The sequence below is a fragment of the uncultured Shewanella sp. genome, from assembly GCF_947491715.1.
GTDB lineage: Bacteria > Pseudomonadota > Gammaproteobacteria > Enterobacterales > Shewanellaceae > Shewanella.
Genome location: NZ_CANLKR010000007.1, coordinates 10903 through 27865, shown reverse-complemented (window position 1 = coordinate 27865; position 16963 = coordinate 10903). Strand labels below are relative to the sequence as shown.

Genomic DNA, 16963 nt, shown 5'->3' with positions numbered 1-16963 from the left:
CAGAACGACATACAAAGACCATAAATAGAGTAAGCGGAGCCGAGAAAGCGTATGAGTTATCGAGTAGCAGTGTTGGCAGGAGATGGTATAGGCCCAGAGGTAATGGCTGAGGCGCGTAAAGTGCTAAGTGCAGTGGAAGAACGTTTTTCTCTTGCGATTGAATACACCTCTTTTGATGTTGGAGGTGCCGCCATTGATAATCACGGTTGTCCGCTCCCTGAGGCGACCTTAACAGGCTGTGAGGCCGCTGATGCAATTTTATTCGGCTCTGTTGGTGGTCCAAAGTGGGAGCACTTGCCACCCAATTCTCAGCCTGAGCGTGGAGCGTTACTTCCCCTTCGAGGACATTTTGAGCTTTTTTGTAACATTCGACCTGCAAAATTGCATCAAGGTTTAGAGCATATGTCTCCGCTGCGAAATGATATTTCAGAAAAAGGCTTCGACGTACTTTGTGTTCGCGAACTGACTGGCGGCATTTATTTTGGTAAGCCCAAAGGGCGTCAAGGAGAAGGTGAGAGCGAAGAAGCGTTTGATACGATGCGTTACAGCCGTAAAGAAATTGAGCGTATTGCCCATATCGCTTTTGAGGCCGCCCAAGGACGTCGTAAGAAAGTCACTTCTGTTGATAAAGCGAATGTATTGGCCTGTTCTGTTTTATGGCGTGAAGTCGTAGAAGAGGTGGCTAAACAGTATCCTGATGTGGAGCTGGAGCATATCTATATTGATAATGCGACCATGCAGCTTCTCCGCCGACCCAATGAATTTGATGTCATGCTGTGTTCAAATTTATTTGGTGATATTATTTCTGATGAAGTCGCTATGTTGACGGGATCGATGGGATTACTCTCATCGGTCAGCATGAACAGTGAAGGTTTTGGTTTATATGAGCCCGCCGGTGGCAGTGCACCGGATATTGCAGGTCTTGGGATTGCGAATCCCGTTGCCCAAATTTTGTCAGCAGCATTATTGCTGCGCCACAGTTTAAAAGAAGAAGCTGCTGCAGTGGCAATTGAATCTGCTGTTTCAAAAGCCTTACGTAATGGTTACTTAACGGGTGAGCTACTGGCTAGCGATCAACGTGACCAAGCAAAATCCACGAGTGAAATGGGTGATTATATCGCTCAAGCGGTAAAGGAAGGTGCGTGATGGGTAAGACATTGTATGAAAAAGTTTGGAACAGCCATGTGGTTAGAGAGGTTGAAGGCCAAACACCGATCCTTTATGTCGGACGACATTTAGTACATGAGGTGACTTCCCCGCAAGCATTTAGCGGTTTAAGAGTGGCTGGGCGTAAGTTAAGAGCACCTGAAAAAACCTTTGCAACCATGGATCATAATACCTCGACCCGCAGTGCAAGTTTAGATGCTTTAAGTCCGATGGCGCGTATTCAAGTGGATACGTTAAAGGAGAACTGTGAAGAGTTTGGCGTTAAGCTATATGATATTACTCATAAAAACCAAGGTATTGTCCATGTTATGGGGCCAGAGCTAGGCATTACTGTGCCCGGTACTGTCATTGTGTGTGGTGATTCTCATACGGCGACACATGGCGCGTTTGGTGCATTGGCATTTGGTATTGGTACCTCTGAAGTTGAGCATGTTATGGCGACGCAAACCTTACGTCAAACTAAAGCCAAAACCATGAAAATTGAAGTGCGCGGTCAAGTGGCGGAAGGGATCACAGCAAAAGATATCGTGCTGGCGATTATCGGTAAAACAGGTATGGATGGCGGTACGGGCCATGTGGTTGAGTTTTGTGGCGAAGCTATCGAATCTTTATCGATGGAAGGCCGTATGACTGTGTGTAATATGGCGATTGAAATGGGTGCTAAGGCGGGCATGATTGCGCCTGATGAGACGACATTTGAATACCTAAAAGGCAGAGAATTTGCCCCTAAAGGTGAGGCTTGGGATGAAGCCGTGAGTCATTGGAAAGAATTAAAGACCGATGATGATGCCGTATTTGATGCTGAAGTGATTTTGGATGCTGCGCAAATTGCACCACAATTAACTTGGGGAACGAATCCCGGTCAGGTGGTGGCTATCGATCAGCCCGTGCCTGCGCCAGAGGACGAGCCTAATCCTACGGTTCGAGACAGCATCGAAAAAGCGTTAAATTATATTGATCTTAAGGCTGGCACGAAAATGACAGACGTCAGCATTAATAAAGTCTTTATTGGTTCTTGTACTAACTCTCGAATTGAAGATTTACGGGCGGCGGCCGTACATGCTAAAGGGCGTACAGTGGCCAATGGCGTGACGGCGATTGTGGTACCGGGATCGGGTCTTGTGAAAGAGCAAGCTGAAATGGAAGGATTAGATAAAATCTTTATTGATGCGGGTTTTGAGTGGCGTTTACCGGGCTGCTCTATGTGCCTTGCCATGAATGATGATAGATTGGAAGTGGGCGATCGCTGTGCATCAACCAGTAATCGTAACTTTGAAGGTCGTCAAGGGCGAGGCAGTCGCACTCATCTAGTCAGTCCGGCAATGGCATCAGCTGCTGCAATTGCGGGCCATTTTGTTGATATTCGCTATCCATTTTAAGGGGAAAACCATGGAACCTTTTACAGTACATACGGGTTTAGCCGTCATGATCGATAGTGCGAATATCGATACGGATCAAATTATTCCAAAACAGTTTTTGTCTAAAGTGACGAGAGAAGGCTTTGGCGTCCATTTATTTCATGATTGGCGTTATTTAGATGATGCAGGTGAGGAACATGATCCTGATTTTACGCTAAATCATCCTCGCTATCATGGTGCATCTGTGCTTGTTGCTCAGGAGAATTTTGGTTGCGGCTCTAGCCGTGAACATGCGCCTTGGGCGTTGGCTGACTTTGGTCTCAAAGTCATTATTGCACCCAGTTTTGCTGATATTTTTTATGGTAATTCAATCAATAATGGTTTGTTACCGGTTAAATTAACAGCCGCACAAGTTCAGCAGTTAATGGATGAAATAGAAGAAGTGGAGGGAGGAGATGTATCGGTTGATTTAGAAAAACTCACGGTCACGTCACCTAAAGGCGCTATTTTTAACTTTGAAATTAACAGTGCTTCTCGTCACAACTTATTGCATGGTTTAGATTCCATTGGATTAACGTTATCAGAGCTTGATCACATTGAAGCTCATGAAGATAAGTTACCTGATTGGTTACATAAAGTCGGTTAATTAATTGAGTGGATCCCGTGTATTTACTATCCAGGTGATACACGGGATCATTATTGACATCATCAAGTATGTTGGAAGAGTAAAGGATCTTTTAGCGTACACTTGTCACAACATTTTTGACATCATCATTTAGCTCAGTTGCAATGTACTTTTTTGCTGAACAGATTAAAATCTATGCAAGGTAACTAATTGTTTTAAATGAACAAATAAAAACAACCCCGCCAAAAGAAGTCCTTTTAATTCTTTAGTAGTGATTTATACTGATGATGGCTTGTTTCTTAAGTTTACACTTGTACTGCCAAACTGTTATTCCTATCCATATGGATCTTAAATGTATTTGTTTTTTAGATTGATATCACGACATAGCCATCGAGCCCCCTATTTTTACCAACTTAAGCCTAATTCGCTATGACAAGTTGACTTTTTGTTTGTGTATTGGGTTTTTTGTGGTTTTTTATGCTGTTTTTATTATCAAACTTGTAAAGTCTTTTTCTGTCAGTACACTGCGCTCTCATATTAAATGGAGCTTTTGCTCTAAATCTTTGATCACGTTATTATTAAAGTAGAGAGTCGCAATGAAGAAGCGTATGTTAACTTTGGCTGTGAGTTCAGCCATGTTAGGGGCTGTTACGCAAGTACACGCAGCAGGATTTCAATTAGCAGAGTATTCAGCATCAGGGCTATCGCGTGCTTTCGCGGGAGCAGCGGCAACAGCCGATAATGCCTCAACACAAGGGCGAAATCCCGCAATGATGAGCTATTTGAAAGGGACACAAATGTCCGTAGGGGCGATTTATGTCATGCCAGATGTGGATGTGAAAGGGGATATATCCATATCAGCGCCTGCATTAGGCATAGAGCATTATCAGTTTAATGCAGATGCCATCGATGTTGCGGACGATGCCGTTGTGCCCAACTTCTACTTATCAAGCCAATTGAATGATAATTGGGTATTTGGCATTGCGATTAACTCAAATTATGGATTAAAAACGCAAGTATCGGTCGATCATAATGCCGCGCTTTTTGGTAGTGAAACATCGATTACGACTTTAGAAGTGAACCCTAATATTGCTTATAAAGTCAATGAATCAATCAGTGTTGGTGCAGGCTTACGTCTCGTCTATGGCGAAGGGAAAATCAGTGCATCGACACCCTCTTGGATGGGAGCATTACCTTTATCTGATAGTATCCGTGAGCAAATACCTGCCGCGGGTACTGAGCTTAAGGGCATGGAAGGTGATGATATTGGTTACGGGTGGAAAGTCGGGGCGAGTTGGCAGCTTAATGCCGATCATCGGTTAGGAATTGCTTATCACAGCAGTGTTGACTTGGAATTGAAGGGCCAAGCATCAGGATTGAGTTATACCGGTGGGCAACCCGTTAACATTGAAGGGTATTTACCATTAGAATTACCCGCAACGGCAGAGCTGGCATCAAATCATCAGCTCAGTGAGAATTGGAGCTTACAGGCAAGCATTAATTGGACGCAATGGAAGGTATTTGATGAATTAGTGGCTTATTTTCCCAATGATATTAAGCCTGTAGGGCAGTTAAACTCGGATTTGGTCAAGGAGGAGAATTTTAAAGATAATTGGCGTTTTGCTTTAGGCAGTGCTTATCAGATAAGCAATAGCTGGTCTTTACGGACAGGAGTGGCGCTAGATAAAACGGCTGTGGAAGATGAATATCGCACTGCTACCATTCCTGATTCAAATAGATTATGGTTTAGTGCGGGTACTGAATATCAACTGACACCTAAGCTAGCCATTGATTTTGCAGCGACTTATATTAAAGCGATAGGTGATGCACCTATCAATGAACAAATGACGTTATTGAATTTAGCGCAGATAAATTATCAAGCTGAAGCGAGTGGCAATGTATGGTTAGTCGGCTTACAGTTGAGTTATCAATTGTAGTAATAGGTCACTTGATGATGGATTGCAGGCTTTGAGAGCATGAAAGATCAAGTAACTTAATGACACAGATACTTTGAGATGTAGGCGCAATATATCCTTGATCCTACCTCTTGAAGTAGTACGAGTATAGAAGAGTTGATTTTTGGGTTAACTTGCATTCGCTGTGATGACTGCCATAGATGAATGAAGTTTAATTTAAAACCAAATGGTGAAAACCTATGCTATTTGGCATTAACATGTTTTTTGTTAAAACGATAAATAACCTGATTTTAGGTATTATAAAAATATTGACCTTACAAGTGGCTGTAAAGAGGTAGACTTTTTCCTTAATGCTTTAGTTTGTTGGATTGAGAAGTTGCAATGGAGATACATTACTCTGATGACTTAAGATGATTAATAAAAGGATAAATATTGATGATTATTTCATGCTTCAAATCCCCCCTCTAAGGTACTATTGCTCCACTTTTATGCACTATAAATAAGTATATAACGTTTATTTCCTCCTGTTTTTGTTACTTTTTAGGGAAAAATCTCCACAATTATCCCTTCTATTCCATTTTACTCACATAGAAGAAAATCCTTGCTAACCCGCTTGGTTGCTGGATTTGTTAAATAGCTGGATCCCTTGACAAGACTTGTATTCTATCCCTAAACTTATGTCTAGTGGGTAATTGTGGATATAAGTGGGCTTTATTGGCTTATATAAATAAACAGGGAAGACATTAGTGTTTTGTGGAGCAAGTGCTATTAACCTTGATGTGAAAGGTCGGATCGCCATACCGAAGCGATACCGAGAGCCCTTGCATTTGGAACATAATAACGAATTGGTGATAACAGTGGATATCCAATCGCCTTGTTTATTAGTTTACCCCAAGCAGGAATGGCGTAAAATAGAAGCAAAATTACAGGTGCTATCCGACACTCAACCTCCACAAAGAGCAATCAAACGCTTACTTTTGGGTTATGCCCATGAGTGTGAGCTTGATGCTAATGGTCGATTATTACTACCTCCTCCCTTAAGACAATATGCGGCTTTGGAAAAGCGCGCAATGTTAGTAGGGCAATTAAATAAATTTGAATTGTGGAATGAATTAACTTGGGAGCAAGAAATCGCTGCCAGCCTCGACGCGATTCAAAATGAAGACTTAGCAGCGGATCCAGGATTAGCTGATTTCTCACTTTGATTTGAGATTAACCAAGAAGAGCACAATGAACGAAGCATTTTCACATTTATCCGTTTTATTAACAGAAACGGTGGCAGGATTAAATATACAGGCCGATGGCGTCTATATTGACGGTACTTTTGGGCGTGGTGGCCATTCTCGAGAAGTGCTAAAACACTTAGGTCCAAAGGGGCGCTTAATTGCCATTGACAGAGATCCCCAAGCGATTAAAGCAGCTAAGCAGTTTAAAGATGATCCTCGTTTTCAAATCGTTCATGGCGGTTTTGGTCAGTTAGCCAGTTATGTTAGCGAGTTAGGATTAACACAGAAAATTGATGGGGTTTTATTAGATTTTGGTGTGTCTTCTCCTCAATTAGATGATGCCGAGCGTGGGTTTAGCTTTTTACGTGATGGTCCCCTTGATATGCGAATGGATAATTCTCAAGGAGAAACCGCAGCGCAGTGGATTGCACGAGCAGAAATTGAAGACATGGCATGGGTTTTTAAAACTTACGGTGAAGAAAAAAATTCTCGGCATATTGCCCGTTGTATCGCTGCAGATAGAGAAAAAACGCCTTTTTTACGCACTAAAGAATTGGCCGATTTGATTGCGCGAGTGAGTAAAAATAAAGAGAGAAACAAGCATCCGGCAACGCGGGTCTTTCAAGCCATCAGAATTTATATCAATAGTGAGTTGGAGCAAATTGACCAAGCACTAGAAGGGGCTTTGGCTGTTTTGGCGCCAAAAGGGCGGATTTCTGTGATCAGTTTTCATTCATTGGAAGACAGAATGGTGAAGCGATTTATTCGTCGCCACAGTCAAGGAGAGAGCGTGCCTCATGGCTTACCGATCACTGAAGATGAAATTAATAAAAGCCGCAAATTAAAGCCGATTGGTAAAGCGATAAAACCATCCGATGCAGAAATTGAGCGTAACACTCGAGCGAGAAGTTCAGTACTTAGAATTGCCGAAAGATTAGAGTATTAGGACTTATTTTTGGCGTTACAAGAGAATGCAAGGAGATAAAAGTGGCACAATCACGATTAGATTTAACGCGCATTATCTTGCAGGATCTATGGCGGCATAAGTGGGTCTTACTACTCGCAACTTTGGTGATGTTAAATGCGGTTGCTGTGGTGTACACCAGTTACATGAGTCGTAGCTACACCAACCAATGGGATCAAATGTTGCAAGAAAGAGATAGGTTAGATATCGAATGGCGTAACTTATTGTTAGAAGAGCAATCGCAATCTGAGCATAGTAAAATTACACGCATTGCGACGAAAGATCTGAATATGAAGCGTCCATTACCTAATGAAGAGGTGGTAGTGAGGGTGAAATGAATAAACAAGCAAAGCGAGTCCAGAAACCACAGCTGATCCATTGGCGTCTCTACGTCGTTGTCGCCTTTGTGAGCCTTTTATTTATCAGTTTGGTGGGCCGTGCAGCTTACATTCAAATTATTGAACCCGATAAACTCCGTTATGAAAGCGATATGCGAACCTTACGGACGACTAGCCGTGAAGTTCAGCGTGGGCTGATTACTGACCGAAATGGGGAAATGCTGGCGGTTAGTGTGCCCGTGCGTGCTGTATGGGTTGATCCTAAACGTGTTTATGATCGTGATGGTTTCAAAGAGATGCGTCGTTGGCAAGCGCTGGCGGATGTGTTGCATGAGCCGTTAAGTAAAATTTTGTCACGTGTTCAAAGTCATCCGAAAAAGCGCTTTGCTTATTTAAAGCGACAAGTGACGCCTGCGGTAGCGGATTATATTAAGCAGTTAAACCTTCCTGGTGTTTATTTAAAATCAGAATCACGTCGTTATTATCCTGCCGGAGAAATTGACTCTCAATTGATTGGGATCACCAATATTGATGGTATCGGTATAGAAGGGATTGAGAAAACTTACGACACTTGGTTAACGGGGACGCCGAGTAAGCAAAAGGTGCGTAAATCTCGTGATGGTAATGTGGTCGAACGTCTTGATATGGTGCAAGAAGGCGAAAACTCAAATGATTTAGTATTGAGTATTGATCAGCGTCTTCAGCAATTAGCTTATCGAGAATTAAAAAAAGCCACTGAGATTAATCGAGCCACTTCAGGCTCCATTGTTGTGATTGATATTCGTACTGGAGAGGTATTGGCTATGGCCAATACGCCGTCTTATAACCCCAATTCAAGTGACAAATTGCAAGCATTTCGTATGCGAAATCGTGCATTAACCGATACCTTTGAGCCAGGCTCTGTGATTAAACCTTTTGTAATGGCTGCTGCGTTAGAGGCAGGTACTATAAAAGAGAATCAATTGATTGATACTTCTCCTGGCTGGATGCGCCTAGGGGGTAGACGGGTGCGAGACGGCAGAAACTATGGGGATATCTCTTTGACTGACATTTTAGTGCATTCGAGTAATGTTGGTATCTCTAAGGTCGCCTTATCTATGCCTATCGAACAGTTATTAGGAACTTATGCGGCTTTGGGATTAGGAACCTATAGTGGCATCGATTTGATTGGTGAAAGTACTGGTGTGGTGCGAGATAGTCATAGATGGTCTGACTTTGAGCGTGCAACCTTGTCTTTTGGTTACGGCTTGACCATTACCGCACTTCAACTGGCAAGGATGTATGCCACCTTAGGCAGTGAAGGGGTGTTATATCCGACATCAATAGTGAAATTAAAGAAAAAACCCGAAGGTACCCAAGTCTTATCCGCTGACGTTGCTAAGAAAGTCATGCATATGTTGCAAGGGGTGACGAAAGCAGAAGGCACGGCGGTGAGAGCACATATTGAGGGATACCCCGTGGCAGGAAAAACGGGGACGAGCCGTAAAGCGGTTGCTGGAGGTTATGGCGATGATTATGTGGCTTCCTTTGCAGGCGTTGCCCCTGTTAATAACCCGAGATTGGCTATTGCTGTGATGATCAATGAGCCAAAGGGTGATCATTATTATGGCGGCGATATTGCGGGCCCTCCTTTTGCGAAAGTGATGTCAGGTTCTTTGCAAATGTTGAATGTTGAACCTGTTACATCAAAAGATAAAGTGAAAATTGCTACTTTAGCTAGGACAAATCAATAAGATGTTATTGCAAGATTTATTAGCGCCCTGGTTTCATTATTCGGGCTCAGAAACAGTTAAGAATATGACTTTAGACAGCCGTCATATTAATGAAGGGGATCTCTTTATTGCGATCCCTGGCCACGTTGTGGATGGCCGAAACTATATCCAAGCTGCATTTAATCTTGGTGCTATTGCTGTGCTGGTGCATACAGACAATCCTGAAGAACATGGAAAAGTAAGTCATGACGGACAGCTGATGATTTCATTTTTTCAACTCAATAATCAGTTATCTGCCTTAGCATCTCATGCTTATCCCTTATCGACAGATAGATTAAAATTGATTGGAATAACGGGGACAAATGGTAAGACTTCTGTTAGCCAGTTTATTGCACAATTGATGTCTTTAATGGGAGATAAATCAGCTGTAATGGGGACCCTTGGTAATGGTTTATTTGGTCACTTAGTACAGACGGATAATACCACGGCTGATGCCGTGACTATGATGCAGCAGTTACAAGATTTTGACCAGCAGGGCGCAAAGCTGTGTGCAATGGAAGTGTCTAGTCATGGTTTAGTGCAAGCTCGCGTGCAAGCCGTGCCGTTTGATTTAGCTGTTTTCACTAATTTGAGCCGGGATCATTTAGATTATCATGGCAGTATGGATGAATATGGCGCCGCAAAAAAAAGGTTGTTTCAGTTTCCCAGTGTTAAAACAGCAGTCATAAATCAGGATGATGCGTTAGGGCAAATTTGGCTTGACGCTTTATCTCAAGATAAGAGTAAGGCATTAACATTACTCGGCTTTAGTGCTAATGGTAATGAAGCTGCTGCTGTTTATGCAAAAGACATTACTTTCAGTTCATTAGGTGTTAATGCAACATTAATTTGGCCAGAAGGCCAAGCAAAATTACAATCGCCATTATTGGGAGCGTTTAATTTATCTAACTTATTAGCGGCATTAACTGCTCTTTATGGATTAAATGAAGATATGGTGTCCTTGTTAGCATTAGTGCCTCAGTTGACTCCCGTTGCAGGCAGAATGGAGCGGTTCACTCGAAGTGATGGCGTCACTTTTGTCGTGGATTATGCACATACCCCAGATGCATTGACTCAAGCTCTGTCAGCGCTTCGTGTACATTGTGATGGAAAATTATGGTGCGTTATTGGTTGTGGTGGAGATAGGGATAAGGGCAAGCGCCCTTTAATGGCGCAGGCGGCACACAGTGGCGCGGATCAAGTCATGTTAACCAGTGATAACGCTCGAGGAGAAGATCCTCAGCATATTATCGATGATATGCTAATGGGATTAAATGACGCTTCTCAAGTGCTGGTGGAAGTGAATCGAGAGCAAGCGATACGGCAAGTCGCGATAAAGGCTCATCCTGGTGATTTAATCTTATTGGCAGGCAAAGGCCATGAAACTTACCAAGAAGTTAAAGGGATTAAATACGATTATGACGAGCGTCAGTTAGCGTACGCATTGACGGAGGGTATCTGATGATAGTGCTGACTTTATCTCAAATCTGTGAGCATTTACGTGCCTGTTCAAGCTGTAGTAAGCCATATGAATTAGATGCTATTCAGCTTCAAGGCTCTGACATTTATGTTTATCAATTGACAACAGATAGTCGAAAAATCCCCAAGTATGGTATGTTTGTGGCCCTCAAAGGAGAGCACTTTGACGGCCACCAGTTTGCGCAATCTGCTGTTGATAATGGGGCTATTGCGTTACTGGTTGAGAAGCGATTACCTATTGATGTTCCACAAATTGTGGTACCTAATACTCAAATAGCCATGGGAGAGATAGCTGCGTTTGTTCGTGACTTTGTTGGACCTACGAGCGTCGCTATTACAGGATCCAATGGCAAGACCAGTGTTAAAGAGATGGTGGCGACCATTTTGTCTCAATACCACAGTGTGAGATATACCGCGGGGAATTTTAACAATGAAATTGGTGTACCCCTAACGTTATTGCGATTGGAAATGGGCGATGAGTTCGGGGTTTTTGAGTTAGGAGCGAATCATAAAGGTGAAATTGATTACACCTCAGCATTGGTTAAGCCAAGTGTTGCTATGGTAAACAATGTCGCTTCTGCTCATTTAGAAGGGTTTGGCTCATTAGAAGGGGTAGCAGAGGCTAAATCGGAAATCTTTAATCATCTTGAATCCGATGGGGTTGCAGTGATTAATGCTGATGATGATTTTGCTAAGGTGATGCTTAAAGCGTCAGAAAATCATCAGCAGTTAACTTTTGGTATTACGCATTCTGCAGATGTGATGGCTAAATCTGTGGTGTCTGATCATTTAGGTTATTATCGCTTTGAACTTCATTATAACGGGGATTTCTGTCATATTTCCATGCCTTTAGCGGGGCGTCATCAAGTGAGTAATGCACTTGGTGCTAGCGCGATTTGTTTGGCGCTTGGTTTATCTTTGAATGAAATTAAAGAAGGGCTGCGTTTACTTGCCCCTGTTAAAGGCAGAATGCAACCCAAAAAATTAGGTCGAGTGCGTGTCATTGATGACAGTTATAACGCTAACCCGAGTTCAGTCACAGCCGCAATTAACTGGCTTGAAGATATTGGTGGAAATACGTGTTTAGTACTGGGCGATTTGGCTGAATTAGGCGACAATGCGCCTGCTTTACATGAACAGATTGGAGAACTGGCTAAAAAAAGCGGTATTCAAAATGTGTTATGTGTGGGGGAATTAACTCAAGAAACGAGTCGAGCATTTGGCAGTCAGCACTGTGTCGATATTAATCAGTTATCTAATGTTTTAATTAATTATATTAATAAGTTGCCCGGTGAGGTAACTGTATTAGTTAAAGGCTCACGTAGCGCGCAAATGGAGCGTGTAGTCGAAGCCTTAACAGTTGCCTATGGGCACGGGGAGTTTGTTTAATGCTAGTCTATTTGACTGAGTATTTAACCCAATTTTATAGTGGGTTTAATGTTTTTTCTTATGTCACCTTTCGAGCCATTTTAGGCTTGTTAACCGCATTGTTATTCAGTTTATGGTGGGGGCCGAAAATGATCGAGCGCCTGCAATTGATGCAAATTGGTCAAGTTGTTCGAAATGATGGGCCTGAATCTCATTTTAGCAAACGTGGCACCCCAACAATGGGAGGGTTGCTCATATTAGCCAGTATTTTTATCAGTGTATTGTTGTGGGGCGATTTATCGAGTCGTTATGTTTGGACTCTATTATTTGTTTTAGGCAGTTTTGGGCTTATTGGATTTGTTGATGATTATCGAAAAGTGGTTCGCAAAGACCCGAAAGGCTTAATTGCAAGGTGGAAATACTTTTTTCAATCATTAGCCGCGTTACTTGTTGCTGTGTATCTATATGGTTCTGCTGAAACGGTTGGCGAAACTCAGTTAGTCTTACCTTTTTTCAAAGATGTGATGCCACAATTGGGTGGTTTTTTCATTTTATTGGCCTACTTTACTATCGTTGGCTCCAGTAATGCAGTGAACTTAACCGACGGCTTAGATGGCTTGGCGATTATGCCTACAGTGATGGTTTCGGCTGCTTTTGCATTGATTGCTTACCTTTCTGGACATGCCCAGTTTGCAAATTACCTCCACATCCCCTATCTACCGGGTTCGGCTGAACTCGTGATTGTGTGTACGGCTATTGTGGGCGCAGGACTGGGATTCTTATGGTTCAATACTTATCCCGCTCAAGTTTTTATGGGGGATGTTGGCTCATTAGCGTTGGGAGCTGCATTAGGTGTGATTGCTATTTTGGTTCGTCAAGAAATCTTGCTCGTGATCATGGGAGGCGTTTTTGTTGTTGAAACGGTTTCTGTCATTCTACAAGTTGGATCCTATAAATTACGAGGACAGCGCATTTTTCGTATGGCGCCCATTCATCATCACTACGAATTGAAAGGCTGGCCTGAGCCAAGGGTGATTGTGCGCTTTTGGATTATATCTTTATTTTTAGTTTTATTGGGTTTAGCGACATTAAAGTTAAGGTAAAAAGATAACTATGAGTAAGCGGTATTCGCATATAGTATTAGGTTTAGGTGCAACGGGATTATCAGTTGTACGCTACTTATGTGCCCAAGGCGTGGTGCCATTGGTGATGGACTCCCGTTTGGCTCCGCCTAGTGCGGATAAGCTTGCTAACAATTACCCTAATGTCGACCTAATGGCAGGTGAGTTTGATACGAGACTGCTCATTCAGGCTGAACAAATCATTATTAGTCCAGGTATTGCACTCAGTACACCGGCCATAAGCCAAGCCATTCAAGCGGGTGTTGAAGTTGTCGGCGATGTTGAACTTTTTGCCCGAGCCTTAAAAGCTCAATCAGCTTCTGTGTTGGCCATTACGGGGTCGAACGGTAAGACAACGGTGACGACGCTAGTAGCAGAAATGGCTAAAGTCGCAGGGCTGAATTACAGTGTGGGTGGGAATATCGGTATTCCAGTATTGGACTTACTGATGAAACCTGCAGATCTATTTATTGTAGAGTTATCCAGTTTTCAATTAGAAACCACTCACAGTTTACAGTGTATTGCAGCTACTTGTTTGAATATATCTGAAGATCATATGGATAGATATTCGTCCATAGAAGAATATAGACAAGTGAAGCTACATTTGTACGCTCAAAGTAAAGCTGCTTTTTTTAATCGAGATGATATATTAACATTCACTAATAAATGCGAAAAACTCAACAGCTTTGGCTTAGATCAACCGCAAGAAGATAATTGGGGGCTGAGAGAGGGGTATGTTGTGAAAGGTGACATGCCCATAATGCCTGTGGCGGATTTTGCATTAGTGGGTAAGCATAATCAAGCCAATATTATTGCAGCCATGGCATTGGCGGATAAGGCGGGTATTGAATTTAATGCAATGAAGCAAGTAGCGAAAACATTTTTAGGCGTTGCTCATCGCTGTGAGCTTATAAGCTGCATTGAAGGCGTTCAGTATATCAATGACTCAAAAGCGACGAATGTTGGAGCGACCTTGGCTGCTTTAGAAGGGCTTGCATCTCTCGATGGGGGGATTGTTCTGATTGCGGGTGGTGAAGGAAAAGGCGCTGATTTTATATCGTTAGAGAAGCCATTGGCTAAGGTGAAAAGCCTGATCACCTTAGGTCGAGATGGCGATAAAATTGGCCGATTAAAGGCAGAACATTTTCCGACTCAATCTATGAGGGAAGCGGTAAGAAAAGCCAGTGAAATAGCAGTGCCTGGCGATATTGTTTTGTTATCTCCTGCATGTGCCAGTTTGGATATGTATGACAATTTTATGGTCAGAGGAGAAGATTTTAAAACAGAAGTACTCGAGTTAGCAGCAAAAGATGTGGCTAAGGGACAATTATTCACTGAGAAGCAAGATGCGTAGCCTAGTTAAAGACATGACGCTATTTAGCCAGAATGTACATTGGCCAAAATGGACCCTCTTACGTGATAGTAACGATGAGAATTGTTTATATGACAGGGGGTTACTCTTTGCCATTATGGGGTTATTAGGGTTTGGCTTCGTCATGGTGATGTCTGCTTCTATGCCAGAAGCTAGAACGTTAACCGGCGATCCCTTCCATTTTGTTGTTAGACAAATGATTTACTTAATCGGTTGCGTGATCATTGCTGCTATTGCATTGCAGATTGAGATGCAGTATTGGCAGCGTGTAAGTCCTTGGTTATTGATGATAGTCGGGATCATGTTGGTGTCAGTGTTGGTTGTCGGTACAACGGTGAATGGAGCGACTCGCTGGCTATCTGTTGGGCCAATCAGGATTCAAGTTGCAGAATTAGCAAAATTAGCTTTTGCCATTTATATGGCGGGATACCTTGTTAGGCGACATCAAGAAATCAGAGAAAATGCGAAGGGTTTTTACAAACCCATTGCGGTTTTTGCTGTTTATGCTTTTTTAATTTTAATGCAGCCTGATTTAGGGACTGTAGTGGTGTTATTTGTCGGTACCGTTGGGCTCTTATTCCTAGCGGGCGCAAGGCTATTGGACTTTTTCGCCCTGATTCTAACCGGCATATTAGCCTTTGTGGCGTTAGTGCTATTAGAGCCATATCGTATGCGGCGGGTTACGTCATTTTTAGATCCTTGGCAAGATCCTTTTGGAAGTGGTTACCAGTTAACCCAGTCGCTTATGGCTTATGGACGAGGCGATTGGTTAGGGCAAGGTTTAGGTAACAGTATTCAAAAATTGGAATATTTACCCGAAGCCCACACGGATTTTATTTTTGCCGTTATTGGGGAAGAGTTAGGTTTTATTGGCATAGTGATTGTTTTATCTGTGTTGTTATTTGTCGCGTTAAAGGCCATTAAGCTGGGAAATTTATGTTTGATGATAGACAGAGCCTTTGATGGTTATTTAGCTTACGGAATAGGAATTTGGTTTTGTTTTCAGACTGTTGTAAATGTAGGGGCGAGCATTGGGATATTACCAACCAAGGGCTTAACCTTGCCTTTTATTAGCTATGGGGGCAGTAGCCTTTGGGTGATGACAGCGGCAGCGATGATATTGATCCGTATTGATTATGAAAGACGTTTGAGTTCAGTTCAGGCGATACAAGGGAGAAAAGGTTGATGTCAGCAACATCGAATAAGCGTATTTTGATCATGGCGGGAGGAACCGGTGGACATGTGTTTCCTGCGCTTGCTGTTGCAAAATATCTTGCTTTGCAAGGCTGGCAGATTAAGTGGTTAGGAACGGCTGAACGTATGGAGGCACAATTGGTGCCCCAACATGGATTTGATATTGAATTTATTGATATTAAAGGTGTTCGTGGCAATGGTGTTATTCGAAAATTAGCAGCACCGTTTAAAATTCTTCGTTCTATTTTACAGGCTAAAAAGGTGATGAACCGTTTTAAGCCTGATGTTGTGCTGGGGATGGGCGGCTTTGCAAGTGGTCCAGGTGGTGTGGCCGCTAAGCTGTCGAGTATTCCTTTAGTGCTGCATGAACAAAATGCCATTGCAGGTATGACGAATAAATTGTTGTCAAAAATAGCCAGTCAAGTGTTATGTGCCTTTGAAGGGACTTTTAAAGCCGTCGAAGCAAAAACAGTGGGTAATCCCATTAGACATGAGCTTATAGAATTGGGTGAGAATAGACATACTGAACCGGATGACTCGTTAAAGCTGCTCGTTGTTGGTGGCAGTTTAGGAGCAAAGGTATTTAATGATTTGATGCCAAGTGTGCTTGATAATATAGGAAAAACACACTCGATGACCTTATGGCATCAAGTTGGCCGTAATAATTTAAAAAGTGTCAATCATGAGTATCAGCATCTTGGCTTAGAAGGCAGTGTTAAAGTTACCGAGTTTATTGATGATATGGAAGCGGCTTATGCTTGGGCGGATGTTGTGATATGCCGAGCCGGTGCGCTGACAGTGTCTGAACTTGCTGCGGTAGGCTTGCCAAGTTTATTAGTGCCTTACCCCCATGCGGTTGACGATCATCAAACCAAGAATGCACAAGTATTAGTTAAAGCGGGGGCTGCATTTTTGTTGCCTCAACCTATTGTAACAGTTGATAAATTAACCAGTAAATTAGTATTGCTAGCGACGCAAAGACAAGCCCTGAACCAAATGGGGTTACGCGCAAGAGATGTGGCAGTTGTTGATGCAACTGAACAAGTTGCAAGTGTGTGCATTAAGCTGGCCGAAAAGGTTTGAT

The 16963-nt window shown here is 42.7% G+C and carries 14 protein-coding genes; all 14 read left to right on the top strand.

What is annotated here, in order from left to right; genetic code table 11:
• The first annotated feature begins 51 nt into the window (after positions 1-51).
• The 14 genes from leuB (at position 52) to murG (ending at position 16962) form a co-directional block, all read left to right on the top strand.
• Positions 52-1146 (top strand): 3-isopropylmalate dehydrogenase, encoded by a 1095-nt coding sequence (gene leuB / locus Q0779_RS07585; RefSeq protein ID WP_298771205.1) that lies wholly within the window; start codon positions 52-54, stop codon positions 1144-1146.
• Complete coding sequence (gene leuC, locus Q0779_RS07580; protein WP_298771203.1) at positions 1146-2546, top strand: 3-isopropylmalate dehydratase large subunit; 1401 nt, start codon at positions 1146-1148, stop codon at positions 2544-2546. The genes leuB and leuC overlap by 1 nt, the downstream gene beginning before the upstream one ends.
• Positions 2547-2556: 10 nt before the next feature.
• The gene (gene leuD, locus Q0779_RS07575) at positions 2557-3171 is read left to right on the top strand and encodes a 3-isopropylmalate dehydratase small subunit (RefSeq protein WP_298771201.1); all 615 of its coding nucleotides are present in this window, start codon (positions 2557-2559) and stop codon (positions 3169-3171) included.
• Between the two features lie 575 nt (positions 3172-3746).
• Positions 3747-5087 carry an OmpP1/FadL family transporter gene (locus Q0779_RS07570; RefSeq protein WP_298771199.1) on the top strand — a complete coding sequence of 447 codons (1341 nt, stop codon included), beginning with the start codon at positions 3747-3749 and terminating at the stop codon, positions 5085-5087.
• 725 nt (positions 5088-5812) lie between these two features.
• Positions 5813-6271 carry a division/cell wall cluster transcriptional repressor MraZ gene (gene mraZ, locus Q0779_RS07565; RefSeq protein WP_298771196.1) on the top strand — a complete coding sequence of 153 codons (459 nt, stop codon included), beginning with the start codon at positions 5813-5815 and terminating at the stop codon, positions 6269-6271.
• A gap of 25 nt (positions 6272-6296) precedes the next feature.
• Positions 6297-7238, top strand: coding sequence for a 16S rRNA (cytosine(1402)-N(4))-methyltransferase RsmH (gene rsmH, locus Q0779_RS07560; protein WP_298771194.1), 942 nt, complete (start codon positions 6297-6299; stop codon positions 7236-7238).
• A 41-nt stretch (positions 7239-7279) separates the two neighbouring features.
• Positions 7280-7594: a cell division protein FtsL gene (ftsL, locus tag Q0779_RS07555; RefSeq protein WP_298771192.1), complete on the top strand. Its 315-nt coding sequence runs from the start codon at positions 7280-7282 to the stop codon at positions 7592-7594.
• Positions 7591-9327 carry a penicillin-binding protein 2 gene (locus Q0779_RS07550; RefSeq protein ID WP_298771190.1) on the top strand — a complete coding sequence of 579 codons (1737 nt, stop codon included), beginning with the start codon at positions 7591-7593 and terminating at the stop codon, positions 9325-9327. The genes ftsL and Q0779_RS07550 overlap by 4 nt, the downstream gene beginning before the upstream one ends.
• A 1-nt stretch (position 9328) precedes the next feature.
• Positions 9329-10807, top strand: coding sequence for a UDP-N-acetylmuramoyl-L-alanyl-D-glutamate--2,6-diaminopimelate ligase (gene murE / locus Q0779_RS07545; RefSeq protein WP_298771188.1), 1479 nt, complete (start codon positions 9329-9331; stop codon positions 10805-10807).
• Positions 10807-12213, top strand: coding sequence for a UDP-N-acetylmuramoyl-tripeptide--D-alanyl-D-alanine ligase (murF, locus tag Q0779_RS07540; protein WP_298771186.1), 1407 nt, complete (start codon positions 10807-10809; stop codon positions 12211-12213). The genes murE and murF overlap by 1 nt, the downstream gene beginning before the upstream one ends.
• Positions 12213-13295 carry a phospho-N-acetylmuramoyl-pentapeptide-transferase gene (gene mraY, locus Q0779_RS07535; protein ID WP_298771184.1) on the top strand — a complete coding sequence of 361 codons (1083 nt, stop codon included), beginning with the start codon at positions 12213-12215 and terminating at the stop codon, positions 13293-13295. The genes murF and mraY overlap by 1 nt, the downstream gene beginning before the upstream one ends.
• Before the next feature lie 10 nt (positions 13296-13305).
• Positions 13306-14667, top strand: coding sequence for a UDP-N-acetylmuramoyl-L-alanine--D-glutamate ligase (gene murD / locus Q0779_RS07530; RefSeq protein ID WP_298771182.1), 1362 nt, complete (start codon positions 13306-13308; stop codon positions 14665-14667).
• Positions 14660-15871 (top strand): cell division protein FtsW, encoded by a 1212-nt coding sequence (gene ftsW, locus Q0779_RS07525; protein ID WP_298771180.1) that lies wholly within the window; start codon positions 14660-14662, stop codon positions 15869-15871. Before murD ends, ftsW begins: the two co-directional genes overlap by 8 nt.
• Positions 15871-16962: an undecaprenyldiphospho-muramoylpentapeptide beta-N-acetylglucosaminyltransferase gene (gene murG / locus Q0779_RS07520; RefSeq protein WP_298771178.1), complete on the top strand. Its 1092-nt coding sequence runs from the start codon at positions 15871-15873 to the stop codon at positions 16960-16962. Before ftsW ends, murG begins: the two co-directional genes overlap by 1 nt.
• Position 16963 lies beyond the last annotated feature (1 nt).